The following is a 26460-nucleotide window of genomic DNA, read 5'->3' on the forward strand; positions in this document are numbered from 1 at the left end:
AACCTCAGGCCTTCTCCGTCTCTGCGACGTCAGACGAGGCCTCATCACTCGAAGCGTCCTCATCGCGTCTGCGCTCGACGAGTCGCGCGGCGTAGATGGAAATCTCGTAGAGAAGGATGGTCGGTATAGCAAGACCGATCTGGGACATCGGATCCGGCGGCGTCAGGACGGCGGCAACGACGAAGGCGATGACGATCGCGAACTTACGCTTCTCGCGCAGCCACTTGCTGGACAAGATGCCCACGCGAGCAAGCAGCGTCGTAACAACCGGAAGCTGGAAAACCAGTCCAAAGGACAGAACCAGCGTCATGATGAGGCTGAGATATTCCGAAACACGCGGAAGAAGCGAGATCCCCACTTCACCCTCGGTCGGCGCCTGCTGCATGGCCAGGAAGAACCACATCACCATCGGCGTGAAGAAGAAGTAGACGAGTGCCCCTCCAAGCAGGAACAGCACAGGCGAGGCAATCAGGAACGGCAGGAAGGCTGCCCGCTCGTTCTTATAGAGCCCGGGAGCCACGAACTTGTAGATCTGCGAGGCAATCACCGGAAAGGCAATGACCAGCGCGCCAAACATCGCAACCTTCACCTGGGTGAAGAAGAATTCCTGCGGCGCGGTGTAGATCAGTTCGGATTTCGCGATATCGAGCTTCGCCCAGATGACCGCCCACTTGTAGGGAATGACGAGAAGGTTGAAGAGCTGTTTTGCGAAGAAGAAGCACACGACGAAGGCGAGGAAGAAAGCGCCGATCGACCAGATGAGCCTTGTCCGCAACTCCATCAGATGCTCGATAAGCGGCTGCGGCTTATCTTCGTAATCACCGCTCATCAGGCATCGTCCTTCGGGGTATCGACAGGCTTCTTCGGGGTACGCTTGCGGGCGGCTGCAAGCTTGACGGCCGTCTCAGTCGTTTCAGGTGCGGACACCGGGACCTTGGCCACGCGAACACGTTTCGGCTGTTCGGCAGACGTCGCCACCGGGGCAGGCTTCTCCGCCCTCGTGGATCTGCGTGTCGTTGCAGGCTTATCCACAGCTGCCGGCTCACCCGTGGCCGCCAACTTCGGTGCGCGAGGCTTTCTAACGCGACCGGGTTCGGCAGGCGTTGTCGCCTCCGCTGGTGCCGGCGTCACAGCAGAGGACGTCGGCGCAGCAACAGGAGATGCCGTGACGGGCGTAACCGGAACAGCCGCAACAACAGGCGCCGTATCGGCGACCGGAGCACCTTCGACAGCATGCTGCGCTTCGACATCCGTGCTCACCGGCGTCGGCGTCGACGGCATATGCGTCGCCTTTTGCAGATCGTTTCGGATGTCCTGCCCCATCTGGCGAAGCGGATTTATCGCGTCGCGCAGGCTGTTGGCGGGATTGAGGCTCTTGGCGTCCGAAATCGTCTTCCGGACGTCATCCATGTCTGCCTCGCGAAGCGCCTCGTCGAACTGCGTCCGAAAGTCACCCGCCATCTTGCGCAAGTTTGATGTCATCTTCCCGAAAGCGCGCAGCATGGGCGGCAAGTCCTTGGGACCTACGACCACGATAAGCACAATGGCAATGACAAGTAGCTCGGTCCAACCGATATCCAACATTCAGCGAGGCTCCTGAAACCCTCCCGATCAATTAAGACCGAGTGGTTTCCTTGATCTCGTCGGGCTTGTGATCGACCGTCCTGCCGCCGTTCACAGTATCGGTAGGCTTTGCCTCAGGGGCATCCTCGTCCGCCATGCCTTTTTTGAAGCTCTTGATGCCTTTGGCAAAGTCGCCCATCAGCTCAGGAATCTTGCCGCGTCCGAACAGGACAAGCACGATGACTAGAACGATCAGCCAGTGCCACACACTAAAAGAACCCATAGTCTAACTCCATTGGAACGTGACCCCGATGTAAGCTTTTTAAGTTTGTTTTTCAAACACCAAATACGTTGCACGAAAAGCTATGAACGGATGACTTTCGCGATGTAGCGACGCTGCTGTCGGCAACGGACGATCACGCACGGTCCATATTCGGGAACACGGGAATAATAAGAGGAAAGCTCGCTGAAAGCCCTGCTAGCCATCACCGTCGCCGGTTGGCGGCAGCAAGCCAAGCTCCTCCAGATCAAGCTGGGTGATGGGGTCTTCCTCGTCCGAAAGCTCGTCCTCACCGCCCGGAACCGGCACCGAAAAGCCGGATGGAATGCGACCGGATAGAAGTCCCGCGCCCTTCAATTCTTCGAGACCAGGAAGATCGCGTAGCTCTTCCAACCCGAAATGATCGAGAAAATCTCCTGTCGTTCCGAGTGTCACCGGTCTGCCCGGCGACCGACGCCGACCGCGGAAACGAACCCAGCCGGCTTCCATCAGTACGTCAAGCGTACCTCTTGAGGTCTGGACGCCGCGAATATCCTCGATCTCGGCGCGGGTCACAGGCTGGTGGTAGGCGATGATGGCAAGCACTTCGAGGGCGGCCCTCGACAGCTTCTTCACGTCGCTGTCGTCTTTGCGAATGACGAAGGAAAGGTCTGCTGCCGTGCGGAAAGCCCAGCGATCGGCCACCTTGACCAGGTTCACTCCGCGTGATGCATAGATGCCCGCCAGTCTCTGCATCACGGCCTGGATATCTTCTCCCCGTGGAAGACGCTCAGCCAGAAACGCTTCCGAAACCGGCTCAGCCGATGCAAACACGAGGGCTTCGGCGATCCGCTCGATCTCCTCCGACGAGTAGGGCACCGGCACAATGGCATCCACTGCCGCGTCGTCGTCCATCGCGTCCTCGACCTGGCTCATTCGGCTGTCCCTGCGTTCATAGGCAACGTCTCGGCCTTCGGCCGTCCGGGTCCCTTTCTGAGATAGATCGTCTGGAAAGCGCCATCCTGGCGGATCTCGAGCTGTCCTTCGCGCACCAGTTCCAACGAGGCGGCAAAGGCGCTGGCAGTCGCAGTGACGCGATCCTGTGGCGGCAGATACGGCAGAAGGTACTGCTGCAGGGCCGTCCAATCGCCGATCTCGCCCAGCATGCGGTTGAGAAGGTCCCTCGCCTCGACCAGCGACCAGACCTTGCGGCGTTCGATCGTGACATGGGTGATGGCGTTGCGCTGCCGGAGATTGGCGTAGGCCGACAACAGGTCGTAAAGCGATGCGTCATAGGCCGACGGCCTGTGCTGCGGAATATGCTCCGGCGCTCCGCGTGCAAAAATATCGCGACCGAGTCGGTTACGGTTGACGAGCTGGGCGGCTGCATCGCGGATTGCTTCCAGCCGTTTCAACCGGAAGGCAAGCGTTGCCGCCAGTTCCTCGCCGGTCGGGCCGTCGTCGATCTTGATCTGCTTGGGGATCAGCAACCGCGACTTGAGATAGGCGAGCCAAGCTGCCATCACGAGATAGTCGGCTGCCAGTTCGATCCGAACGCGCCGCGCGCTGTCGACGAATGTGAGATACTGCTCGGCGAGTGCCAGGACAGAGATCCGCGACAGATCCACTTTCTGGCTGCGAGCAAGATGCAGCAGAAGATCGAGCGGTCCCTCGAAGCCCGCGACGTCGATCACCAGTGAAGGATCATCGATCGCCCGCTCGGTCACGTCCTGCCACATCTTGTCCATCGGAATGGCATTTTCAGCTTTTGTCATCGCCATTCCGATCCGTCTTCACTGTCGGCGGTCAGGCGACCCCAATCAGTCCGTGGAATTCGTCGCGAAGCGTGTCTTCCTGTGCATCGTCAGCAACCGGGAAACCTTGCTCCACCGCTTTGGCACGTCGAAGCGCCTCGCCGCCAAGCGGGATCGCCTCGTTCACAACCGCCTTCATTTCGTCCATCAGGCCGTTGCAATGCAAGACGATATCACAACCGCCCCCAACGATTCTCGCCGCGCGCTCGCCGATCGTGCCCTTTAGGGCGTTCATCGAGCTGTCGTCGGACATCAGCAGGCCATCGAAGCCGATATGACCGCGAATGACATCCTCGATGACTTTCCGAGAAATCGTCGCCGGCTCTTCCGTGTCGATCGCGGTGAAGACGATATGCGCGCTCATCGCCATCAACTCGTTCTTGAGCGCCACGAAGGGCAGGAAGTCATGCGCTTCGAGTTCCGCCCGCGATGCCGATACGACCGGCAGTTCATGATGCGAATCGGCCAAGCCGCGGCCGTGGCCCGGGATGTGCTTCATCACAGGAAGCATGCCGCCAGCCTTGAGGCCATCGGCCGCAGCCTGCCCCATCTCGGACACCGTCTTCGGATCGAAGCCATAGGCCCGGTCGCCGATGACGTTGCTGGCGCCTTCCACCGGTACGTCCAGGACCGGCAGGCAGTCGACGTTGATGCCGAGCTTCATGAGATCGAAGGCGTGCAGCCGCGACATCAGCCATGCGGCGCGCAAGCCCATTTCACGGTCATTCTTGTAGAGAGCCCCCAAGGCGGCGGCTGACGGATAACGCTCGATCATCGGCGGACGGATACGCTGAACGCGGCCACCCTCCTGGTCGATCAGGACAGGCGCCTCCGGGCGGCCGACGGTGTCGCGCATGGCTGCCACCAGATCAGTGATCTGGGCCGGCTCGACACAGTTGCGGGCAAAGAGAATGAAACCCCAGGGACGCTCATCCCGGTAGAGCAGGATTTCGTCCTGGGTAAGCTGCGGGCCGCTGGAGCCCAGGATCATCGCTTTCGATTCGGTCATGTTCGATCCTAGAATGCTGGAAGCAGAATAGAAAACGGGGCGCTGTGCGCCCCGTTCGATGGTTTCTCGTCAAAGATCTCAGCGAGCGACGAGGCAGGTGCCGCCGACACCGCGATACTTTTCGCAGAGTGCTACGGCTTCCGTCTTGCTGCCGGCCGGGATGCGAACGCGATAGAAAGTGCCTTTGCCGGCAATTTCAGCAGCCTTGATATCGACCCCACGCCCGCCGATCACGTTGCCGAACTTCGACGACAGGTTCTGGTAAGACCTCTGAGCGTCAGCCTGGGACGGCAGCGATGCGATCTGAATGACGTAGCCGCCCTCGCCGACCGACGCGACCTGTGCATTGGCAGCGGCAGGAGTTGCCGAAACCGGCTGAACCTGTGCTGCGGGAGCGCGAACGTTGCCCTGATCGCTGACGGATGCGACGACATTGACCGGCTGCTGCGAAGGACGAACCTTCGGGACTGGCGCCTTAGCGACAGCAGCAGGTGCCGAAGTGTCCAGTGGCGCCATAGTGGCTGCCGTCATCGGCGCAGACGCCGGTATGATTTCGGCAACCGTGCCGGCAGCAGGTGCAGATGCGGCGATCGCAGCGGCCGGAGTGACTGGCTGGGCCAGTTCCGGAGACTTCACCGAAGCCGCCGGCATCTTGCCTGTATGCGCGGCAGCAAGCGCCGGAGCCGGCACTTCCTGTTCGACGAGCTTCCCATCCGGACGCACGATCATCGTCTTTACCCGACGCGGCGTAACGGTGAGAGGATCCTGTCCGCCCGTCGAAGCAACCTGCTGGCCCTGATCGGGAAGCAGACGTGCATCCTGGGTCTCGCCGGTATCGGTCGGATCGATATCGTTTTCGCCTTCGAGCGGAAGGCTTTCCGGCATCAGCGTCTTTTGGACGACATCGACCGGCTGCTCTTCGCTGGAGATCAGCGCTTCCTGCTTCGGCGTTTCAGATGCAGCGCCGGCAACGCGGTCGTAAACAGCCTTGTCCTGATTCGGAACGGTCTTGCCACCCGGATTTTCCGGGACAACCTTTACCGGATCGGTATCGGCTGCGATGACGACCGGTTCGCCGCCCATCATCCGCGAAGGTCCGCTACCCAGCATCGTGTAGGCACCTGCGCCGGCAACGACCAGGACGCCGACAACGGCGATGGGAAGAAGCCACGTCCGGGACGCCGACCGGGGCGAACGCTGGTCGAGGTCGTTTTCGTATCCGTTGAGATCGCTGTCATGGTCGTTGGCCGGAAGCGGCGCGACAAGGCTGCGACGGAAGTCTTCCTCCAGGGCCCGCTCGAAATCGTCGAGGTCGGGGTAAGCGCTGCCCGATGTCTGCCGAGGCTGCTCTGGGAAATTGCCGGCAGCGACGGAAACCGGGGCAGCCGCCTCCTGATGCCGCGGTGCCGGAGCAGTCTGCGACGTCGGGTTTACCAAGAGCGCCGCGAGTTCTGCATCGATATCGATATCGTACTCGGACGAGTAGGCAGGCTCTTCTTCCGGCTGCTCGACTGGCAGGTCCGGCACATTGAGATCGGCGATCGCCTCGACATGCTCTTCCGATTCGGAAATCATCGCCGCATCGAACGGCATCTCTGCTTCGACGACGGCGACTTCTTCTTCCGGCTCAGGCGCTGCTGCAACGACGGGTGCTGCTGCAGCCGCGGGCGTCGAGACGGCGGCAGGGATTGCCGCGGCAGGTGCCACCGGCTGAACGGAGTTTTCCGCCACCACGATGTCGGCTAGATCGAGTTCGAGATCGTCAAGCGCCAGTTCGAAGTCTTCGTCGGCGAAAGGATTGAAGTCATCTGCCAGGTCGGCGACGGGTGCCGCCTGCTGAACAGTCGGCGTTGGAACCGGCGTCGGGATCACGGGCGCCGCCACAGCGGCAACGGTCGGAGCGACGGCGATTGGCTGCGACTTGGCGGCCGGAGCCTGCGGCAGTTCGAGTTTCGGCTCGGCGCGAACAGTCGCAGGCGCTTCCTGGCTGACCGGGAAACGAGCAACGTCATAAACCAGCTCGTTCAGCGGCGAAAATTTCTGCGCCTCCAAAGTGGGCTGAACGACCTCTTTCACAGCGACCGGTTCAGCAGCGCGAGGCTGTTCAACCGGGGCAGCAACGGCCTTGGGCTGGACAACCGGCGGCTTTTCGACGGGGCGTTCCAGCGGCGTGACACCGGCGTTCAAACCGAAATTCGCAAGCGGCATGCGGAAGCCCGGCGTGTAACCGGTGCTCTTGCGGGGTTCAGCCCGAACAGGCTCCGGCGCCGAAACCATGGAAGCTGCGACGACTGGCTCGGCTGCAACGGCGAACGAGCTCTCCAGCTCAGCGGCCAGATCGAAAGCGTCAACCGACGGTTCCTGCCTGGACTGAGTCGCAGGCTGATAGTCATCGGCGCCCTCTACCTCCGCACGGAGTGTCGGAAGGCCATGGAAATTTGACGGGTCGAAATTCGGCTCGGCCGGTGCACGGTGAGCATCGACGGCAGGGGAAACAGCTTCCGCCTCCGCAGGTGCTGCACCAAACGGATCGACGGAGAATTCCGGAGCATCGAAAGGGTTGAGATCTTCCTGCGTCTGCGACACCACCGACTGGACCGGCTGTTCGAAAACCGGCTCGCGTTCGATGGGAGGCTCATAGGCAATAGAAGGCGCAGCCTGATAGCCGTGATCGACCGGCAAAGGCGCCTCCACGCGGGAAGGCTTGGCGTCGAGCGGGATATCGTTGACCGGATCGATCCGCGGAGTATCGTATTGCTCGAATTCCCGCAGCAACTCGTCTTCGAGATTGAAGGCCGGCTCGCGGCGGGCAGATGCCGCCATTGACGCAGAACCCACGGAAGGGGCAGCCGGATTAGCGACTGTCCGTTCCTCGTAGCCTACGATGCGAGCGAGCTCTGCCAGAGGATCGCCGTCAGCAAAAAATTCCGGGGCGTCATTCCGGCTACGCGCTAGGTTGTTGTCCGCCATTCGCTCGTCCACTCACCACCATTACAACTCATCTGCCAGTGCAATGTGGGGAAATGAGGGCGTTTCTACCGCATTTCCTCAGGTGCCGCTGTACCTGTGATTGCAAGTCCCGACTTCAGGACACAGGCGACTGCGTGCACCAGTCCAAGCCTGGCAATGCTCAATTGTCGGTTTTTATCGTTAACAAACCGTAATTCCGGTTGGTCCTTGCCCTTATTCCAGTGAGCATGGAAGAAACTGGCCAGATCATAGAGGTAAAATGCGAGCCTGTGCGGCTCCTGGGCCAGAGCTGCAGCTTCGACGATTCGCGGATATTCCGCAAGCTTCGCGACCAGCTGAAGCTCGCTCTTGTCGGTGATTTCGCCAATGTTTTCAGCGAAATCGAGCGCCTCTGTATCCAGACCCGGAAACGCCTCCCTTGCCTGGCGGAAGATCGACATGCAGCGGGCGTGGGCATACTGGACATAAAAGACAGGGTTGTCTTTCGACTGCTCGGTCACCTTGGCAAAATCGAAATCGAGCGGCTCCGAGCTCTTCCGGTAGAGCATCATGAAGCGAACTGAGTCGCGACCGACCTCGTCCACGACGTCACGCAAGGTCACGAAGTCGCCGGAGCGCTTCGACATCTTGACCGGCTCGCCGTTGCGGTAAAGCTTGACGAGCTGGCAGAGAAGAACAGTGAGCTTTGACTTGCCTTCGGAGACGGCTCGCGCCACGGCCTCGAGCCGCTTGACGTAGCCACCGTGGTCGGCACCGAGCACGTAGATCATCTCATCGTAGCCGCGGTCGAACTTGTCCTTGAAATAGGCAACGTCGGCGGCGAAATAGGTGTAGCTGCCGTCCGACTTGATCAGCGGACGATCGATATCGTCGCCGACTTCGGTCGAGCGGAACAGCGTCTGGTCGCGGTCTTCCCAGTCCTCGGGAAGCTGACCCTTCGGCGGCGGCAGCTTGCCCTTGTAGACATGGCCCTTGAACGTCAGATCGTTGATCGCTGCACGGATGCGCTGCGCGCCGTCCGCATGCAGCGTGCGCTCGGAATAGAACACGTCGTGATGCACGTTGAGGGCTTCGAGATCTTCGCGGATCATGGCCATCATCGCGTCGATGGCCTTTTCCTTGACGATCGGCATCCACTCGTCTTCGGGCATGGCATGCAGCCGGGGACCGTATTCAGCGGCCAGAGCCTGCCCGACCGGGACGAGGTAGTCGCCCGGATAGAGGCCAGCCGGAATCTCGCCGACTGCTTCGCCCAACGCCTCGCGGTACCGGATGAAGACCGAGCGGGCCAAAACGTCGATCTGGCTGCCAGCGTCGTTGATGTAGTATTCCTTGGTGACGTCATAGCCGGCAAAGGCCATCAGATTGGCGAGCGCATCGCCCACGACAGCGCCGCGGCAGTGACCGACATGCATCGGCCCCGTCGGATTGGCCGAGACATACTCGACGTTTGCCTTGCGACCGGCGCCGACATCCGAGCGGCCGTAGTCCGTCCCTTGCGCGATCATCTTGGCGAGCATCTGCTGCCAATATCCGGTGGAAAGCCTGATATTGATGAAGCCGGGACCGGCAACGGAGACTTCCGAAATGTCTGCATCGCTACGCAACGCTTCGGCGATGATCTCGGCGAGCGCGCGCGGGTTGGTGCCGAGAGGCTTGGCAAGCACCATCGCTGCATTGGTGGCGACGTCGCCATGGCTCTGATCGCGCGGAGGCTCGACCGTGAGGCGTCCGAAATCAACCGCACTTCGATTTTCTCGAATGATTTCGAGAGTTTCTAGCGCGTTCTTAATTCTATTGTCGAATTCGGCAAAAAGATTCATATGTCTACATCCGCTCAAAGTGTTTTTGGGCGGGCCCCTCGAAGCCATTGGTGTCGGGCAGGCCCTAGCGCAAATCAGGAGTCTGGTCAAACAACTCGGCATGGACGCGGGTTGCGTAGGTGTCGGTCATACCGGCAAGATAATCTGAAACGTGGCGCGCGCGGGCCGCCTCCGGGACGCCGTTCATCTGCTTGACCCAGTAGTGGCCTTTCATCAGCGCCGGGTCGTCCATGTAGCGATGGAACAGGTCGACGACGATCTGCGAGGCGCCGGCCCGGATGCGCATGATTTCGGGGTGCCGGTAGATCCGGGAGAACAGCACTCGTTTGATCTGCTTGTCGGTCTGCGCCATCTCATTGGAGAAGGTCGAGATCACCCTTCCCGCCATGCGCACATCTTGTGCGCTCTCGGGTGCAAGCTCTCTAAGGTTCTTCTGGGAGACCGCGATAACGTCCTCGACCATGTGGGTGATCTGGCGGCGCGTCACTTCGTAGGCAAAGCGGGTCGGGTCCAGATTGGGGTATTTCGTCCTCACTTCCTGCATCAGTCCGGCGAGGAACGGCACGTCCTCCAGCATATCGAAAGTGAGCAGGCCAGAGCGAAGCCCGTCGTCGATATCGTGGGTGTTGTAGGCAATGTCGTCGGAAATCGCCGCGACCTGCGCCTCCAGGCTGGCATAGCTCGAAAGCTCGAGATCGTGCAGGAGGCAGTAGTCGCGGATCGGCTGCGGCAAAGGACCGTGGGAACCCTCGCTGCCGTCGGCCATCATCAAAGGGCCATTGTGCTTGACGAGACCCTCAAGCGTTTCCCATGTCAGGTTGAGACCGTCGAACTCCGCGTATCGCCGCTCAAGCTTGGTGACGATCCGCAGCGACTGGGCATTGTGGTCGAACCCGCCATATGGCTTCATCAGCTCATCGAGCGCATCCTCACCTGTATGTCCGAAGGGGGTGTGGCCAAAATCGTGAACGAGCGCGACGCCTTCTGCCAGATCTTCATCCAGCTTCAGGGCACGGGCCAGCGCGCGGGCCACCTGCGCCACTTCGATCGTATGGGTCAGCCGCGTTCGGTAATGGTCGCCGTCAGGACTGATGAACACCTGCGTTTTGTGCTTGAGCCTGCGAAACGCCGTCGTATGGACGATACGGTCACGATCGCGCTGAAACTCCGAGCGCGTCAGGCTGCTCGCTTCGGGAAACAGGCGGCCCCGCGAGGCCCAGGGATTGGATGCATATAACGCACGCTCGCCCCCACCGAAACCAAGTACCCCCGTATCGATCGCCATAACCGTCCTTAATGCCTCAAGCGTGCCTGCGTGTTGTCGTGTATGGGTACGCCCCATTGACGCGCCGTTCAGGTCTTCATACCTATAGTGTTGCCGTGTGCAACGGCAGTGACATCCATCTTCGAGTTATCAGGGTGCCTTTACCCAAGACTCACCGGGCCTTTACCCCGGCAGGAGACCATTGAAATGACGATGAACGTAACTCTCTCCGATGCTGCAGCCAAGCGGATCGCCCAAATCGTTGCGGCAGAATCCGAAAAGCAGTCTCTGCGTGTTTCTGTTGAAGGCGGCGGCTGCTCCGGTTTCTCCTACAAGTTCGACCTCGCGGGCGCGCCGGAAGCAGATGACGTGGTGATCGCCAACGGCGATGCCAAGGTGCTGATCGACAGCCTGTCCATCGTCTACATGGAAGGTTCAGAGATCGACTTCGTCGATAATCTGCTTGGCCAGTCATTCCAGATCAAGAATCCGAACGCGGTCGCAAGCTGCGGCTGCGGTACCAGCTTCGCCATCTAAGATCTTCCAATCGTCCCGATCAGATTGCCACTCGACCCTTCCCATCAGCTTGTCTTTCGATAAAAGGATAGGCTGAAGACGGAAGGACGACTGCAATGAAGATTGCCACCTGGAACATCAACGGCGTCAAGGCGCGGATCGATAATCTGCGTCAGTGGCTCGCCGACTCGTCGCCGGACATCGCCTGCCTCCAGGAGATCAAATCCGTCGACGAAGGCTTTCCGCGGCTCGAGATCGAATCGCTCGGCTATCATGTCGAGACACACGGCCAGAAGGGCTTCAACGGGGTGGCGATCCTGTCGAAGATAAAACCCGACGAAGTGATGCGCGGTCTACCCGGTGCCGTCGGTCCCGACGGACAAATTGACGAGCAATCGCGCTACATCGAATGCGTCTTTTCCGTTCAGGGCGGCGTGATCCGCGTTGCGTCGATCTACCTGCCCAACGGCAACCCGTCCGATGACCCGGTCAAGTACCCGTACAAGCTTGCCTGGATGGAACGGCTGCGGCTGCATGCCCAGCAATGCTTGGCACTCGAAGAGCCACTGATACTCGCCGGCGACTACAACGTCATTCCCGAGCCGCATGATTGTTTCGATCCGGCCGCATGGGCGACAGATGCGCTCTTCCTGCCGAAAACGAGGGCGGCATTCCGTGCGCTCGAAAATCTCGGCCTGACGGACGCCGTTCGCGCAACCACGGATGCCACCAAGCTCTATACGTTCTGGGATTATCAGGCGGGCGCCTGGCAGAAGAACAACGGCATCCGCATCGATCATCTGATGCTGTCGCCAGAAGCTGCCGACCGGCTGAAGGCGACGGTCATCGAGAAGCATGTGCGCGGATGGGAAAAGCCGTCCGACCATGTCCCGGTCGCCGGGATTTTTGATTTCGCGCCGATCTGAGCGATTGTTGTCCCTGATCGTCCGGATCTAACAGGAAGCAGCGAACGCCGCTTCCTCAGTCCATACCCTTGGCAAACTCATGCGACAGCGCGATCGCACCGCGACGGTCTTCCTCGCTTGCCATAGAAAAAGCCTGCTCCTGCAAGGGCTCCATCCAGATACAGTCCTTCGTGCTGCACTTGTCGAGTGCAGCCGTCAGGAAGGCGAGACCGCGGACCGTCTGTCCCTCGTCGAACAGGATGTTACCGAAAACGGCCATGGCGCCCGGATGGCCGCTCTTGCGGGCTTGGTTCAGCCACTTCTTCGCCTGCTGAAGGTTTGGCGATCCGCCCTCGCCTGCAAGAATCATCTTGGCAAGCTGGAACTGCGCCTCCGCGACACCGAAGGTCGAAGCGACCTGAAAATAGATCTGCCGCGCCTGGGCAAGATCGGGCTTCACCGGTGTATCGGGGATGCCGCGGCGATAGTAGGTCGCAAGCGACAGAAGCGCGTTGACAAAAAAGCCGGTATCTTCCGAGCCGGGTTCGACGCCCTGCGTGGCGATCTCGTTATAGATCTTGAACGCCTCGAGATCGTTCTTCGTGACGCCATCGCCGAAGGCGTACATGTTCGCCAATGCCCAGCGGGAACCGGTATGTCCCTTCTCGGCGGCATAGCGATAAGCTTCGACCGCGTCTTCCTTCTGGCCGTTCTTGTAGGCCTTGAAGCCAAACTTGAAGAGGTCGAAGGGACCCGATTCCTTGGTCACGCCGGATTGGATGTCGAACGCAGCTGCCGAGCCCACCACAGCCGAGGTGAGCGACACGCCAAGAAGCAATACTTTCATGGACACAATGCCAAACTTCGACATGTTTCAGTTTCTTCCCATACACCCGGAAGTCATAGAGCTTGCCATCTCCGACCGATTGCACGGCCCGATCAGCCAACCGGCGATCAGCGAGACGCCAGCTATCGCTGCCGTTCTAGAATGGAAACTGTACGTCCCGTTTTCGGCAAGAGTAGGACCTGCCGGCAAAACGCGCCGAAGTTGTGCGCGGCGATCCGATCCGCCTGCGACAACGCGGCCAAAGCCCCGTATTCTATTGAAAAACCCGCCCATGGTACTCCAATTCACACGCGCCGCCCCCGCGGTCCGTGTCCGTTATTCCTTTACCGCTGCTCCCTGTTTGTGGCGGGAAATGGACAAAATCTCCGTTGTTCGCCGACCCGCTCATCGTGGCACAAGACTGTTGCCAAATCGTCACAAATTCGGAGGGGTCGGCGAAAACGCGCCACAAACGAAAAAGCCCGGCTCGAACCGGGCTTTTGCTAATTAGTAACTGTTTTCAGAACTTTACCTTCAACGACGTAGAAAGTGCTGCAACCAGGTCGCTATCATATTCGTAGCTCGCTTCGTCGCCGACCGGGATGCCGTCAATGGACGATGCGCTGGACTCGCCACCCGTCAGGATGCCGAGCACGCCGCCAAGGCGAATCTCGACGTGCTGGGTCGGGGCATAGGAAACGCCGGCGCTGAATAGCCAGGTATCTGTCTGCGTTCCGAATTCCTGCGACGTGCCGCGATCCCAAGTGAGGCTCAGAGCCCCACTCCACTGTTCGTTGAACTTGTGGCCGATGCCGCCGGTGATCGTCCAGCCGTCGCGATAGCCGAGATCGAGCGATGTGATCTCCACACCGTTGTTGTAGAACGGGATACGCTGCAGCTGGCTCCAGTCCGTCCACTTGACCGAACCGAAAGCAAGCCAGTCCGGTGCGATACCCGACTGAAGCTTCAGCTCGAGGGCATCCGGCATAGCAGTCGAGCCCTCAACCGGCACGACGGTACCGGCGTAGACGCTGCCTACCGGGACCTGCGTCAGATCGACCGTACCGGTGACCTCGTCGAGCTTCACCTGGCTATAATACATCAGGCTCGCGCGGAATGCGTATTCCGGGATTTCGTAGGCCGCACCGGCGCGCCAGCCCCAACCGTCGCCTTCCAGGTCCAGACGACCAACACCGCTGAACGCGAAGCCAAGCGCTTCAGGGGCGATCAACAGCCGTTCCTTGAAGCCATCCATGCGCAGATAGTTCGCGCCGCCGATCAGGCGAAGCTGGCCTGGGCCGGCATCGAAGCGGTAGGAACAGGTAGCTGCGTAGTTGTCGCTGTCGACCTTCGTCTCGATGTTGTCGTTGGCACCCGCCCAGTTGGCGCCAGGATTGGTATGCGCACCATAGGGCTGAGAATAGTCGAACATGCAGTCGACGGAATCGCCAATACCCGCCTTGATGCCGATCCGCGGCGACCAGTAGCTCTCGCTGTCGTCAGCAGTGCTCGAATAGGAATAGCCTGGTGTTGTGCTGAGGTTGCCGTCCGGTCCGGTGATGGTGTCTTGCGCGTTCTTCAGCTTCCGCTGCGGCATGACGTAGGTTGCCGTCGCTTCGGCGGCATAGGGCGACCTGTCAAACAGAAGGTCGATATTGTATCCCCCACGTTCCAGTCCGCCCGCTAACGCCGGCGAATAAACGCTCCATCCAGCCATCAGAACAAAGGCGCCCTTGGCGATGTAATTGCTTTGCATCTCGTCTCCCACTCCCAGGCAAGTCATTGAGACAATTCTAAATACTCTGCCCAAAATAACAACTTTCGGCTGTCCCCGATCTTGCGCTGCAAAACGGTCGCTAATTTACGTAAGCGGAGGAACAATCGCCACCGAATCGGTGGTTGGGAACAAAATTACCTAATCTGGGGCCGTACCGTAGCTGGAATTAGAACACCATCCCGCATGGGCGCGGCGATGTGACAATGCGGCAACATTGCGGCTTTCTCCCGTTGTGCATGTGCACGCAAACGGAACTTCTGGGTCGAAGCGCAGCGAAAAGCCGCGGTCACAGGACCGCGGCTTTCAGAGATTCGTTCGTTGGCGCCGGCCTAGAGCACGGCGGAGACCTTGGTCATCAGCCGGCTTCGATGACCCGCTGCAGAGCGATCTTGAGGCTTTCGAGCTGAACTTCCAGTTCGGCATGGCGCTCCCGATCAGCCGCAACCACGTCCGGATCGGCATTGGCAATGAACTTCTCGTTGGAGAGCTTCTTGCCGAGACGGTCCTTTTCCTGCTCGTTCTTGACGATCGCCTTCTCGATTCGGGCCTTCTCCGTGCCGAGATCGATCAGGTTGCCGAGCGGCAGGCAGGCCGTCGCCTCGCCGACGATGATCTGTGCCGCACCCTTCGGGGCGACGTCAGCTGTCGAGATGCTCTCGACACGCGCGAGCCGGCAGATTGCCGCCTCGTGACGCGCGAGCCGCGACGAGGTGACCGCATTGGCACCAACCATGATGAGCGGTGCTGTCGCCGATGGCGGGACGTTCATTTCGGACCGTGCAGAGCGGAGACCGGATACCAGATCGACAAGCCAGTTGATCTCGTCGGCAGCGTCAGCGTCCGCAAAACCGGAGACCGGCCACTCGCCATGGGCGAGCAATCCGTCACGGGCTGCCGTGTGAGCCCAGAGCTCCTCGGTCATGAACGGCATGAACGGGTGGAGAAGCGCGTAGCTCTGCTCCAGGACATAGGCCATGCAGGCCTGCGCCTCGGCCTTGGCGGCTTCATCCTCGCCCATGAAGATCGGCTTCAACAGCTCGACATACCAATCGCAAACCTGGTTCCAGACGAAGCGGTAGAGCGAAGCGGCAGCCTCGTTGAAGCGCTGCGTCTCGATCGCGGTGGTAACGTCAGAAACGGTCTTCGACAGTTCCGTGAGGATCCAGCGATTGACGGTCAGCTTCGCATTCTCAGGATCAAAGCCCGCATCACGCTTGACGCCGTTCATCTCCCCGAAGCGCGTTGCGTTCCAGACCTTCGTGCCGAAGTTGCGGTAGCCGGCGATACGGGCCGGATCGAGTTTAACATCGCGACCCTGTGCCGCCATGATGGCCAGCGTGAACCGCAGCGCATCGGCGCCGTATTCGTCGATCAGGTCGAGCGGATCGATGACGTTGCCCTTCGACTTCGACATCTTCTGGCCGTTCTTGTCGCGGACCAGCGCGTGAACGTAGATGGTGTGGAACGGCTCGACAGGCTCGCCTTCCGCATCCTTCATGAAATGCATGCCCATCATCATCATCCGGGCAACCCAGAAGAAGATGATGTCGAAGCCGGTGACGAGAACGCTGGTCGGGTAATAGCGCTCCAGTTCCGGCGTCTTGTCCGGCCAGCCCAGCGTCGAGAAGGGCCAGAGTGCCGACGAGAACCAGGTGTCGAGCACGTCCTCGTCGCGGATCAGGATCTCGCCAGGCTTGAAGTTCTCGAGCTTCTCCTGAACCCAGGCCTTCCATGGGCCTTCGTGTGCCAGATAATGCTGGATGGCCGCGTCGAGTGCTTCTTCCTCGGACTTTTCGACGAAGCACTGACCATCAGGACCGTACCAGGCCGGAATCTGATGTCCCCACCAGAGCTGGCGCGAAATGCACCAGGGCTCGATATTTTCCATCCAGTCGAAATAGGTCTTTTCCCAGTTCTTCGGGACGAAGTTGGTGCGGCCTTCGCGAACCGAAGCAATCGCCGGTTCTGCCAGCGTCTTGGCGTCGGCGAACCACTGATCCGTCAGCATCGGCTCGATGACGACGCCGGAGCGGTCGCCGAACGGCTGCATGATCTTCTTTGCCTCGACATACGGAATGTCGTTGCCTTCGCTGTCCTTGACGGTAACGGCAAGGCCCTCGGCATTGATCGTCTCGATGATCTTCTTGCGGGCGACCATGCGGTCGAGGCCGCGATACTCTTCCGGAACCAGATTGATCTCGTCGATATCGGCTTCGCCCGGCAGTTCGCCGGACTTGGCTATCTCCAGCGCCTTGGCCGCATAGACAGAATAAGCGTCGCCATCGTCGCGCATCGAGGCGGTGGTATCCATCAGGCGATAGAGCGGGATCTTGTTGCGCTTGGCGACCTGGTAGTCGTTGAAGTCATGCGCGCCGGTGATCTTGACCGCGCCCGAGCCGAAATCCGGTTCCGGATATTCGTCAGCGATGATCGGGATCAGGCGGCGATGCTCCTTCGGGCCGACAGGGATTTCGCACAGCTTGCCGATGATCGGCGCATAGCGCTCGTCCGACGGATGGACGGCAACCGCACCATCACCCAGCATGGTTTCCGGACGCGTCGTGGCGATCGAGATATAATTGCGCTCTTCGGAAAGCACGATATTCCCGTCCGCATCCTTCTCGACATAGGTATAGGTCTCGCCGCCGGCCAGCGGGTATTTGAAGTGCCACATGTGGCCTTCGACTTCCCTGGACTCGACTTCAAGATCGGAGATCGCCGTTTCGAACTTCGGATCCCAGTTGACCAGCCGCTTGCCGCGGTAGATCAGGCCTTCCTTGTAGAGCGTGACAAAGACTTCGAGAACGGCCTTCGACAGCCCCTCGTCCATGGTGAAGCGTTCGCGCGACCAGTCGCAGGATGCGCCGAGGCGCTTCAACTGGTTGAAGATCAGGCCGCCCGACTCTTCCTTCCATTCCCAGACGCGTTCGACGAAGGCCTCGCGGCCCATCTCGCGACGGCCGGGAAGCTTTCGCTCGGCAAGCTGGCGCTCGACAACCATCTGCGTGGCAATGCCCGCATGGTCCATGCCCGGCTGCCACAGCACATCCTTGCCGCGCATGCGCTCGAAGCGGACCATGATATCCTGCAGCGTGTTGTTGAGCGCGTGCCCCATGTGCAGCGACCCGGTCACATTCGGCGGCGGGATGACGATGGTGAAGCTTTCCGCACCAGGCTTTGCGTTGGCACCGGCACGGAAGGCGTCCGCATCGTCCCAGGCTTTGGCGATCTTCGGTTCGACGGCGGCGGAATCGTAGGTCTTTTCGAGCATTTCCTGACCCGTTTTTCTTTTTGAATGAGATGGTGCGGTGTTAAAGACGTGGAGGCCGTGAAGTCAATAAAAAAGCCGCCCCGGTTGGAGCGGCCTTGATGACAGGCATTGGAGGCGATTTAGCGACGCGGGCCGCGGGCGACGCGCTCGATTTCCTCGCGCACGAGACGCTCCACCAGTGTCGGCAGGTTGTCGTCCAGCCATTCCTGCAGCATCGGACGCAGCATTTCCTGCGCCATATCCTCGACAGAGCGACGCTCGAGCCCATCGAAGACGGCTGCAAGTTCGTTGAACGATTTTGTCACCTGCGCGCCCGCTTCGACCGAAAGGAGCGTCGCCGCGGTCTCCTCGATCATCGCAGGAAGATTTTCCTGCTGAGCCGGTTGCGCCTTCGGTGCTGGCTGCTCGACCGTCTCGGACATCTCCGGCTGCTGCGCGACTGCCGGTTGCGGCTTCAGCGCTGGAATGGGCGATGGTCCTGCAGGCTCGACGTCTTTCGCCATAGGGGTCTCGATCGGCTTGGATACCATTGCCGCAGGCCTTGTTTCGACAGGGGCGATGGTGTCACGCAGCGCGACGTCGGCAAAGGCCGAGATTGCAGCGGATGCCTTCTCGGCTGCGGGCATCGACAGGCGCGGCGCCGGTGCCGGGCGGCTCATCGCATTTTCCTGCTGGCGGGCCGAAGCGGCGCGGACGCGGGCCGCAACGTCGGCAAGCGAGAGCGAGCGCTCACCCGATGATGAAATCTCAGGGTCGACTGTCGATGCGGAAACAGGCTTGGGTGCGTCGTTTGCAGATGCGGGGGCGTAGGGTTCCGACTGGAACGGCATCGGGGCCGGTGAATGGGCACGAAGAGGAAGGCCCGGGTCGTTTGCAGCGATGCCAGCGGCAAGATCGGACGCAAAGTCCGTATCGTCGATATCGTCGATCAGATCGTCATCCGCATAGGGCGAACGCGATGCCTGATCTGGTGAACCCTCGCCGACCGGCTCGTTGCTTTCGATGATCCGGCGGATCGAAGCCAGGATCTCTTCCATTGACGGTTCACGCGCTACACTTGGCTGAGCCATTTTCATCCCCGTTCTCGCCGACTGGGTGCCAGGTCGGCAGACGACCTCTTTTCAAAGGTCTGATTCGTTTTCACTTTACGAACCTCGTCTCGCGATACAACGACGGGCGCATCAACGACTCTAGCGATACACAGATTTGTTGCCGACGTGAATCCCCGCTGCCGATTTGTATCGCGCTGGAAAAACAAAAAGGAGGCCAAGGCCCCCTTTCTAAACTTCGCAAATCGTCAGCAAGCCGATTTTAGAATACGAAATCCTTCGCTCGGCGAAATCCCGGCAACGGTTTGATCGAAGCGTTGAAGTGAGCGCTTTTTGACAGTGCACCCTGCTCTTTGACGAAGAGCGTCGCCTGCGCGGCATTTCCGTATCCGAGAACAGCGACCAGACGCCCGCCATCCTTCAACTGCGCACTAAGTTCAGCCGGCACGTCTTCGATCGAGCCAGCAATGAAGATGACATCGTAAGGGCCCTGATCCGAAACGCCTTTTTCCATGTCGCCCGTGACGACAGTCACGTTATGGGCGCCCGCGAGGTTGGCGATTGCCTGCTCGGCGAGCGCTTCATCGGATTCGATCGACACGACCGATTTCGCAAGAAGCGACAAAAGCGCAGAAATGTATCCGCTGCCTGTGCCGACCTCGAGCACCGTATCCGACTTGGTAATTGCAGCCAGCTGCAAAAGTTTGGCCAGAGGCGAGGCTTCCATCAGGAAGCGACCGGGACAGATTTCAACATCGTTGTCGATATAGGCCAGTGACTTCGACTTCGTCGGAACAAAGTTTTCGCGCTGTACCGTGAGAAACGCCTGCAGCACGGAATGTGCCGTCACGTCTGTCGTGCGGATCTGGTTCTCGACCATCTTCACACGGGCTGCTTCGAAATCAATCATGTCACCTGCCTCACAGCGCCGGCGTACCGGCCAATCCTTCAGCCGTGTTACTTGCCTCTCGCTGCGCTTTCAAGATAGCGCGCGCATCGATTGGAAAAAACACGGTGATGCAGGCGCTCGTGCAACTCTTGCTTAGTGCAGGATAAGGGTCGGAAGCTCGCGCTTCTTGGCGAGGACGACATCGTGTCCGTAGGATTTGCGCAGGCTATGGCTGCGATCGAATGCCAACTGCTCGGCAGCACTCAGATGAAAGGCTCCATCTGCAAACGTGCCAGTCGCATCATCTTCGGTGACGGGTCTGTAGAGTGCGATGATCAATCGGTTCAGCATTTTTCACTCCCTGGGCTTCGCTCACTAAAGTCGGAAGAGCTCGGTTCCGTTCCCCTGACCGCGAGGAATATTCGTGAAATATTTACCATAGGATCAACACAGCCAGATGACGCGAACACGCTGCATACAGCCTCCCCCGCAGGGGTATCTTCCGAGGACGCCGCGTTTTGCAGGCGCCCTTCATCACCGGTACAGACAGGCGCCGCTGACGAAGTGGATAAAAACGTCGAGGATTGAACAGAAGGGTATTGCACCCATCGGAGATTCGTTCTAATTCGGCGCCACCACTCGCTTTTTTAGCATCGGATGGCCTCGTGGCGGAGTGGTGACGCAGAGGACTGCAAATCCTCGTACCCCGGTTCAATTCCGGGCGAGGCCTCCATCCCTTTCTCGATATATCGCAATGGGTTAGCATCGGCGTCAGCCGATCGACACGATCTGTCCGATCGCAACCGGTCGCGCACATTCCTCGATGTTATTTAGGTATTGCGACTGGTGCACGAGAACGCCAGCGGATCTTCTTTCACGCCCGCCAGCCTTCCGCCAATTCGCGACTGAAGCTGTCGCCTGCCCGGATCAGCCCACCGGCCGCACCAGTTCTTCGACCAAGCCACGATACGCCTCTGCGGCCAGTTCCAACTCCGCGATGAGGGTCTCGTTCGATGTCGTCTGCGTCCTGAACCCGCTCGTGGTTAGCCACTCGATGTCCGCACGAAGGATTTGGATAGTGTCTTTATAGCGTTGGACGCGATTTTCCGGCTGCATGTTCGGCTCCTGTGAACCGGAACAACTACCGCGCTTTGCGTTCGAGGCAATAAGCGGGATGCCAGAGACCGGACGTTTATCGGCACCGGTCGCTGGTTTGTGTCAAGAATTCAAGGATTGGGCGCGAAGCGTGATGATGTCAGAGAGCAGACGCCGCGGCCGGCTTGCGTCCCCTGGCTGCCGCGGAAAGATCGATCGAGCTTATGGTCGCCACCAGGAACATGACCGGAATGCCGAATTCCAGCACTTCTTCGACGATACCCAACAGAAGATTGGTGTGATCGCTGACAATGACGCCAAAAGGCGCAAGCTTGCGATCCAGCCCATCGATCGACTTGGACACAATGGCAAGACCGATCGCCGCGATGATGTTCCAAGCCCAGGACGCGCGATACCTGACGCCGGAGAGAAGCTCAGGGCCGTTGCGAACGATCAGCCGGAACGCGACGGTTGCCACGAACAGGATCACCAGAACGCCAAAGACGCGCTCGACAGGTTGCGCCATGTTCGTCAGGTAGAGGTTGCTCTTGAGCATGCCGACACTGGTCAGCCGCTTGTCGAGGTCGAGTTCTCGCCCCATCATCAACAGCATGATGGCCGCAACCTGCCAGTCCCGCCGCCATATGTCGCCGGTGCGCGTCCACAGCCACACCATTGCGGTATAGGCGTAAAGAAGGGCCGTCGAAATCTCGAGCGCGCCGGTTTCCTTCGTCAGTGCTGTCGTAAAACCGTTACTCGCAAGGTCTATAGCGAACAGAACGGCAGCCCCGACCAATGCCAGTGTCAAAAGATACCAAGGACGGGAAGTAACAGCGTAGGCGTGGTGTGGGAGCATTTCGATTCTCAAAATTCATGTCGACGAGTGTGGATTGAGGGCGTGGACCGCTTAGCGGCCCGCTGACCGGTGCCGTGCGCGCCGATTCTGGATGAAAACGGTCTACTACTGGAGAAGCCGGTAGTCCATGTCTTTGACGGCGGACAGATTATGCTCTGCCCCTGTTTCCAAAGAAACCGGCAAACCCGAAAAACTGTAGAGCAGTCCTTCACGCCGTTGATTTATTGCCTCTATTAGCAAATTTCCTTTACATTTCTGCAGGCGCGACTATTTCCGGCCCCTCACGGAATGATCGCAGCGAGGCCGATTTGAAGGATGATCCCGCCACACAACTCGCAGATATTGCGCGGCAACTCGCACTGCTTGCGGAGGCAGCCAAGGCATTGTCGCAGACGCCGCTGGTCGAACTGTCCGGTCAGCTTCTGCCGGCCGGCCGCGAGAAGCCGGACGAGCCCAAAATCCCTCTCCCAAACAGCGTCAATTAGACTTGAACGGCTTGTATCGGACAAGGCTTGCGCCCGTGGTCGCGTGGTCGCGCAGCGATATGGGGTCTGCGCGGGTGCCGGTAGAGCCCCGCTCATAGCATCGACACAAGCCGCAACATTTCACGATCGGGTCGTAACCAGATATTAACGTTCCTCCATAGGGCTGCGTTAAACTATTTGTCCTAGAAATAGGCAGACGGCGATGTTGCCGCCATACCCTTGTCAGAGGATCGCCATGACGGCGATGGTTCGATATGAAGCTCTCATCTTCCGACGCCGTCATGGCGTTCACGACTATTATATCCCTCGTCAGCATCATTTATGTGGGGCATCTTTTTGTTGCCCTGTTTTGACGGTCTCACCGAGACACGCTGACTGACGGCCTCTCCTCGTCCCCCACAAGCCGCACACTCGCCCTGATCAACATTCTCGATCACGGATCAAAATCGTGTTAGAGTGTCTGAAGTCAGGTGCGGGAGACATCTGGCGGCTTGGCTAACGGGAAGAGGAGACCGTTATGCAGTATCTCGATTTCGTAGCCGCATTGAATCCATTCGTCTTGTGCACTCTTGCTGTCGTGGTGGCCTGCGGCCTCTATGATCGCTGGGCGCAACCGAAATAGTGGATTGCATGCGCAGCCGGGAAACCGCGAGGCGTTGCTCGTGTTCGAAAACCGGTACATCTGGAGGCGGCTTGATGGTCGACTGACGCGCCGCGCGTCGCGCGAGTTCGTTTTGTTGCCTTTGAGTTGCTTGTTTCTGCTGTTATTCAAACTGCATTTCTCATGACAGAGGTGCAGCTTTGCAGGATAACGCGGAATTCGAAGATACATCGGCAGGTCTCAGCGAAACGCTGAGGAAATTGATCGGTCGGATTGACGGCGGCACCGTGACGCTGCGTCAGTTGATGGATGGCGTCGGTGAACAGGGTCTTCTGCTGATCTGCGCGGTCACATCCCTCCCCTTTCTGCTGCCCGTCTCGATCCCGGGTGTCAGCACCGTGTTCGGCGCGGCCATCATAATGATCAGCATTGCTGTGGTGCTCAACCGGATGCCGTGGCTTCCTCGTGCGATTCTCGATCGGGAACTCGACAGCGCAAAGCTGGTGCCGACCCTTGAGAAAGGCGTGAAAATCGTCTCCAGGCTCGACAAATATCTGAAGCACCGCATGGCCGGCATCACGACCGGGCCCATTGCCAACAGGGTCAATGGCCTCGCAATCACGTTCGCCGGTGTGCTCCTGATGTTTCCGCTCGGCCTCATCCCCCTGTCCAACACGCTGCCCGGCATTGCTATACTGCTGCTGTCGACAGGCATGGTTCAGCGGGATGGTCTCGTCGTTCTCGGCGGTTATTTCTTCAACCTTGCAACGATCGTCTATTTCGGGGCGCTTGCTTATGGCGCGTTCGCCGCCGGCCAGGGCCTGGCGTCACTCGCCGGATAGGCCTCATTCCGGGAGAAGCTCTCGCACCAGGCGACAGCTTCTCCCGGTCTGGTTGACGTCATGTCATTTCCGAAGCGAAGCCGCTTGTTTCTCGCGGCGCCTGCGACCCCACCAGACTTCCAGGCGACGACGACGACGTCTGACGAAAGCGAGATCCTGCGACAGGATCAAGATACCCAGCGGCACCATCCAGAAGCCCAGAATCGGCAGGAAGCCTAGAATGCCGCCGACGATAAGAACGGTTCCGATGCAGAGCCGCGCCACGCGCGAGCGCGGCATCGGAATGGACCGCCCTGCGATGAAGAGACGACCCTGCCCCGGATCCATTCCAAACCGCCTGCCTTGAGGTTTTTCCACCACGTATACGGCTCCAACTAAACGCTTTTTTGTAGGGGCGAGATGGGGATGCATGGGGATAAAACAAGCCGGACCTAATTTTTTTGAAAAAACCGCTTGGCAAATGCGTGAAGCATTTGTATTACCCCGCTCACACCGCAAGCGCGGTTGTTCCCTGGTAGCTCAGCGGTAGAGCATTCGACTGTTAATCGACAGGTCGCCGGTTCGAATCCGGCCCGGGGAGCCAAATTCTGCGATAAGCGCCTGTTTTTGTTGATCCGTATCCGAAGACAGGCGCTTCTCCACTTCCCCTATTTTGACAAAGCGAAAAAGCAACTTGATATGGCGATTGGTTTCGCGTTCGGGGATGTGTAACGCTGTTGCGTGCAGTTCCACTGCCAAAGAAGAAAGCCGGTCGCGTCCGCTAAGTCGCAACGTGAGTCTTCTGTTTGCTCGCGCTCATCTCAAAGTCGTCTTCACTTCTGATCCGAGGGTGCGGGCGTGCCGGGAAGCGCATTTTCGCGGGATGGGGCAGCCGGCGTATCGTAATGCGTGCCCTGCGGATCGGGCGGCACACTGTTGGCGGTCGGAGCCTGCGTGACGCCGATGCTAACCGCGACGCCGACGGCGATCGCAACGGCCAAGCCGGCCAACGGAATCAGAGAGCGATGTCGGCTCTCCTTGTAGGAACCGTACGCAAGTGCGAGCCCAAGCATTGCTGCTCCGCCTGCGACGACGATAAACCACATGTAATTAGCCATTATTTTTCCTCCTGAAACCAGAACATGCGTATCTGGCCGAAGTTCCGCGTCCAGCGGAGACGCCTCACCGACGCGACTGTTGCAGGCTGGTGCCGCGCGACGTCGCGAGTGGCGACAGTTGTTCTCGTGCCTTGAAGTGAGCAGACAGGCTAATTCGATCGCGTTCGTTGGGGCGGTGTCACGACGCCCCGTCCCTGGGCACAGTGCCCGGCGATGCCGCCCCTTAAATGCTCCCAACACACATCCGAACCCGGAAAATCCGCTTGTCCTAATGGAACATTGCGCTAGGCTGGAGGTAGAGGACAGTTGACTTAGGGAGGAGACAACTATGCCGCAGCCGAACTGGCAAAAACCGGTCAAAGTCGCGTTTGGGAATCTTGGGACCGAGGTAATCAATGGGCCATCCGAGGCCCTCATCCTGCTACTGGACCACTGGCCGGATCTTCGGGGTCCGCATTTCGTGCGGGCGCGCAGTGCCTGCCGGGCTGCCCTCGACGGCCGTCGTTCGCCGGAGGACGCACGACAGTTTTTCGAGCAGGCCGTGAGCGAAGCGCAAATGCACGTAAACTGATTGGTCTGACTGCTGCGTTTTCAGTTCTGGCCGATTGACGAATGGTTGACCGCGAACCAACCATTCGATGACAGTGTTCGGCTTTAAAGTCCGATCATATCGCCCATGAGCTGGATCGGCGATCCGCTGAGAGCGATCGGTGCAAACAGGACGGAAAAGCAGACGCACGGCCCCGAATCACCAACGATCGGCCGGTGATCGAGCGTCTCGTCAGCGACCGATATGTCGCCCTGCGTGAAGTTTCCGCGGTGATCGTGGAATTCGCCTTCGATCACCAGCGTGAGTTCGAGACCGTTGTGGCCATGGTTTGGAAGTGCCCTCCCAGGACGGGCCCAGAGGAGACTTGCTTCCACGTCGGGCGACCGTTCGATAACATGCTCGCGCAGTCCCGGCAGCTTGCGCCGCCACGGAATAGAGGTCAGGTCTTTCCCCGTATAACCGCGCAACAGGGCCGGCAACTGGGAACCTTGCTCCGGTGGCAACACGCTCCATGCCGGCGGGTCCGATCTGACAATATCGCTGATGGCCCTGTCTCGAAATTCACGGGACAACGTCTCCTCGCAGGTCATGTCTTCCAACCCATCGCCGGCCAGTCGTTGAAGGGCATCGACAAGCTGGGCATTGGGTTTCTGCATCTGCAGATGAGAACCTAACAAGACGTGGGCTGCCTTTGGCAGAGAGCCGGCTACGTATTGCGAGATCAGAAAATCGACTCTTTCAATATTCAGATGCATAAACTAAGCCGCAATCGTTGGCGTGAACGAAATTCAGTTCTCAAAATCAATGCCATCAGGTCGAATCGTCTGAAACCAAAACCGAGCGCTCCACTCTGCGTAGTGCAGGGCGAAGGATGTATTATACAGTTGCATCCGAGCCATGTCGATAAACCTGCCGGTATTGTCCGGTAGATGACAGTCCTCGGTATGCGGGGGCGATCCCATCGCGCGCGACACGCGGAAAGGATTTTCTTGGCGCGGA

At 59.4% G+C, this 26460-nt stretch carries 25 protein-coding genes and 2 tRNA genes; 7 read left to right on the forward strand and 20 right to left on the reverse strand.

From position 1 onward, the window contains the following. Positions 1-4 precede the first annotated feature (4 nt). The 9 genes from tatC to AC0JZ8_RS15585 all read right to left on the reverse strand — a co-directional run bounded on the left by tatC (position 5) and on the right by AC0JZ8_RS15585 (position 10723). Complete coding sequence (gene tatC / locus AC0JZ8_RS15545; RefSeq protein WP_062457539.1) at positions 5-829, reverse strand: twin-arginine translocase subunit TatC; 825 nt, start codon at positions 827-829, stop codon at positions 5-7. After that, positions 829-1584 (reverse strand): Sec-independent protein translocase protein TatB, encoded by a 756-nt coding sequence (gene tatB, locus AC0JZ8_RS15550; protein WP_209900690.1) that lies wholly within the window; start codon positions 1582-1584, stop codon positions 829-831. The genes tatC and tatB overlap by 1 nt, the downstream gene beginning before the upstream one ends. A 31-nt stretch (positions 1585-1615) precedes the next feature. After that, complete coding sequence (locus AC0JZ8_RS15555; RefSeq protein WP_062457545.1) at positions 1616-1846, reverse strand: twin-arginine translocase TatA/TatE family subunit; 231 nt, start codon at positions 1844-1846, stop codon at positions 1616-1618. Between the two features lie 195 nt (positions 1847-2041). After that, the gene (gene scpB, locus AC0JZ8_RS15560) at positions 2042-2737 is read right to left on the reverse strand and encodes an SMC-Scp complex subunit ScpB (protein WP_471893382.1); all 696 of its coding nucleotides are present in this window, start codon (positions 2735-2737) and stop codon (positions 2042-2044) included. A gap of 17 nt (positions 2738-2754) precedes the next feature. After that, complete coding sequence (locus AC0JZ8_RS15565; RefSeq protein ID WP_471892913.1) at positions 2755-3597, reverse strand: segregation and condensation protein A; 843 nt, start codon at positions 3595-3597, stop codon at positions 2755-2757. A 31-nt stretch (positions 3598-3628) separates the two neighbouring features. Continuing rightward, a complete protein-coding gene (nagZ, locus tag AC0JZ8_RS15570) occupies positions 3629-4645 on the reverse strand; it encodes a beta-N-acetylhexosaminidase (protein WP_092662110.1) in 1017 nt (338 codons plus the stop codon). A 78-nt stretch (positions 4646-4723) separates the two neighbouring features. Further along, on the reverse strand, positions 4724-7468 hold the full coding sequence (locus AC0JZ8_RS15575) for an SPOR domain-containing protein (RefSeq protein ID WP_471892914.1): 2745 nt from the start codon (positions 7466-7468) through the stop codon (positions 4724-4726). 212 nt (positions 7469-7680) lie between these two features. Beyond that, entirely contained in the window at positions 7681-9438 is a 1758-nt protein-coding gene (argS, locus tag AC0JZ8_RS15580; protein WP_471892915.1) for an arginine--tRNA ligase, read from the reverse strand. Positions 9439-9502: 64 nt separating this feature from the next. Next, on the reverse strand, positions 9503-10723 hold the full coding sequence (locus tag AC0JZ8_RS15585; protein WP_471892916.1) for a deoxyguanosinetriphosphate triphosphohydrolase: 1221 nt from the start codon (positions 10721-10723) through the stop codon (positions 9503-9505). 186 nt (positions 10724-10909) lie between these two features. Between AC0JZ8_RS15585 and erpA the strand changes: the two genes are divergently transcribed. Next, positions 10910-11239 (forward strand): iron-sulfur cluster insertion protein ErpA, encoded by a 330-nt coding sequence (gene erpA, locus AC0JZ8_RS15590; RefSeq protein ID WP_062457564.1) that lies wholly within the window; start codon positions 10910-10912, stop codon positions 11237-11239. Between the two features lie 95 nt (positions 11240-11334). Further along, on the forward strand, positions 11335-12144 hold the full coding sequence (gene xth / locus AC0JZ8_RS15595; RefSeq protein WP_471892917.1) for an exodeoxyribonuclease III: 810 nt from the start codon (positions 11335-11337) through the stop codon (positions 12142-12144). A 55-nt stretch (positions 12145-12199) separates the two neighbouring features. Here xth and exoR read toward each other — a convergent pair whose 3' ends face one another. The 6 genes from exoR to AC0JZ8_RS15625 form a co-directional block, all read right to left on the reverse strand. Beyond that, positions 12200-12994, reverse strand: a complete 795-nt coding sequence (gene exoR, locus AC0JZ8_RS15600; RefSeq protein ID WP_062457569.1) for an exopolysaccharide production regulator ExoR — start codon at positions 12992-12994, stop codon at positions 12200-12202. Between the two features lie 475 nt (positions 12995-13469). Continuing rightward, positions 13470-14705 carry an OmpP1/FadL family transporter gene (locus AC0JZ8_RS15605; protein WP_092662102.1) on the reverse strand — a complete coding sequence of 412 codons (1236 nt, stop codon included), beginning with the start codon at positions 14703-14705 and terminating at the stop codon, positions 13470-13472. A 376-nt stretch (positions 14706-15081) separates the two neighbouring features. Further along, the gene (locus AC0JZ8_RS15610; RefSeq protein ID WP_325260868.1) at positions 15082-17997 is read right to left on the reverse strand and encodes a valine--tRNA ligase; all 2916 of its coding nucleotides are present in this window, start codon (positions 17995-17997) and stop codon (positions 15082-15084) included. Positions 17998-18116: 119 nt separating this feature from the next. Beyond that, complete coding sequence (locus tag AC0JZ8_RS15615; RefSeq protein ID WP_471892918.1) at positions 18117-19067, reverse strand: DUF2497 domain-containing protein; 951 nt, start codon at positions 19065-19067, stop codon at positions 18117-18119. A gap of 241 nt (positions 19068-19308) precedes the next feature. After that, complete coding sequence (locus AC0JZ8_RS15620; RefSeq protein ID WP_092662098.1) at positions 19309-19956, reverse strand: protein-L-isoaspartate O-methyltransferase family protein; 648 nt, start codon at positions 19954-19956, stop codon at positions 19309-19311. 132 nt (positions 19957-20088) lie between these two features. Further along, on the reverse strand, positions 20089-20286 hold the full coding sequence (locus AC0JZ8_RS15625; RefSeq protein ID WP_471892919.1) for a hypothetical protein: 198 nt from the start codon (positions 20284-20286) through the stop codon (positions 20089-20091). 308 nt (positions 20287-20594) lie between these two features. On the opposite strand from AC0JZ8_RS15625, the gene AC0JZ8_RS15630 reads away from it, so the two are divergent. Then, positions 20595-20668, forward strand: a tRNA-Cys gene (locus tag AC0JZ8_RS15630). 194 nt (positions 20669-20862) lie between these two features. On the opposite strand, the gene AC0JZ8_RS15635 is transcribed toward AC0JZ8_RS15630, so the two are convergent. Both AC0JZ8_RS15635 and AC0JZ8_RS15640 read right to left on the reverse strand, forming a co-directional pair. Next, entirely contained in the window at positions 20863-21051 is a 189-nt protein-coding gene (locus tag AC0JZ8_RS15635) for a hypothetical protein (RefSeq protein WP_062580327.1), read from the reverse strand. Between the two features lie 139 nt (positions 21052-21190). Further along, complete coding sequence (locus AC0JZ8_RS15640; protein WP_139283852.1) at positions 21191-21886, reverse strand: hypothetical protein; 696 nt, start codon at positions 21884-21886, stop codon at positions 21191-21193. 308 nt (positions 21887-22194) lie between these two features. On the opposite strand from AC0JZ8_RS15640, the gene AC0JZ8_RS15645 reads away from it, so the two are divergent. Further along, the gene (locus AC0JZ8_RS15645) at positions 22195-22371 is read left to right on the forward strand and encodes a hypothetical protein (protein WP_471892920.1); all 177 of its coding nucleotides are present in this window, start codon (positions 22195-22197) and stop codon (positions 22369-22371) included. 801 nt (positions 22372-23172) lie between these two features. Beyond that, positions 23173-23814, forward strand: a complete 642-nt coding sequence (locus AC0JZ8_RS15650; protein ID WP_062580325.1) for an exopolysaccharide biosynthesis protein — start codon at positions 23173-23175, stop codon at positions 23812-23814. A 63-nt stretch (positions 23815-23877) separates the two neighbouring features. On the opposite strand, the gene AC0JZ8_RS15655 is transcribed toward AC0JZ8_RS15650, so the two are convergent. Next, positions 23878-24141, reverse strand: coding sequence for a PGPGW domain-containing protein (locus AC0JZ8_RS15655; protein WP_062457597.1), 264 nt, complete (start codon positions 24139-24141; stop codon positions 23878-23880). 181 nt (positions 24142-24322) lie between these two features. On the opposite strand from AC0JZ8_RS15655, the gene AC0JZ8_RS15660 reads away from it, so the two are divergent. Continuing rightward, a tRNA-Asn gene (locus tag AC0JZ8_RS15660) sits at positions 24323-24397 on the forward strand. A gap of 229 nt (positions 24398-24626) precedes the next feature. Here AC0JZ8_RS15660 and AC0JZ8_RS15665 read toward each other — a convergent pair. Continuing rightward, entirely contained in the window at positions 24627-24911 is a 285-nt protein-coding gene (locus AC0JZ8_RS15665) for a hypothetical protein (protein WP_156461830.1), read from the reverse strand. Between the two features lie 328 nt (positions 24912-25239). Here AC0JZ8_RS15665 and AC0JZ8_RS15670 point away from each other — a divergent pair, with 328 nt between their 5' ends. Beyond that, a complete protein-coding gene (locus AC0JZ8_RS15670) occupies positions 25240-25482 on the forward strand; it encodes a DUF982 domain-containing protein (protein WP_062457603.1) in 243 nt (80 codons plus the stop codon). A gap of 83 nt (positions 25483-25565) precedes the next feature. On the opposite strand, the gene AC0JZ8_RS15675 is transcribed toward AC0JZ8_RS15670, so the two are convergent. Further along, positions 25566-26117, reverse strand: a complete 552-nt coding sequence (locus tag AC0JZ8_RS15675; RefSeq protein ID WP_471892921.1) for a cupin domain-containing protein — start codon at positions 26115-26117, stop codon at positions 25566-25568. Positions 26118-26460: the final 343 nt, after the last annotated feature.

This window comes from Velazquezella soli (genome assembly GCF_977018685.1).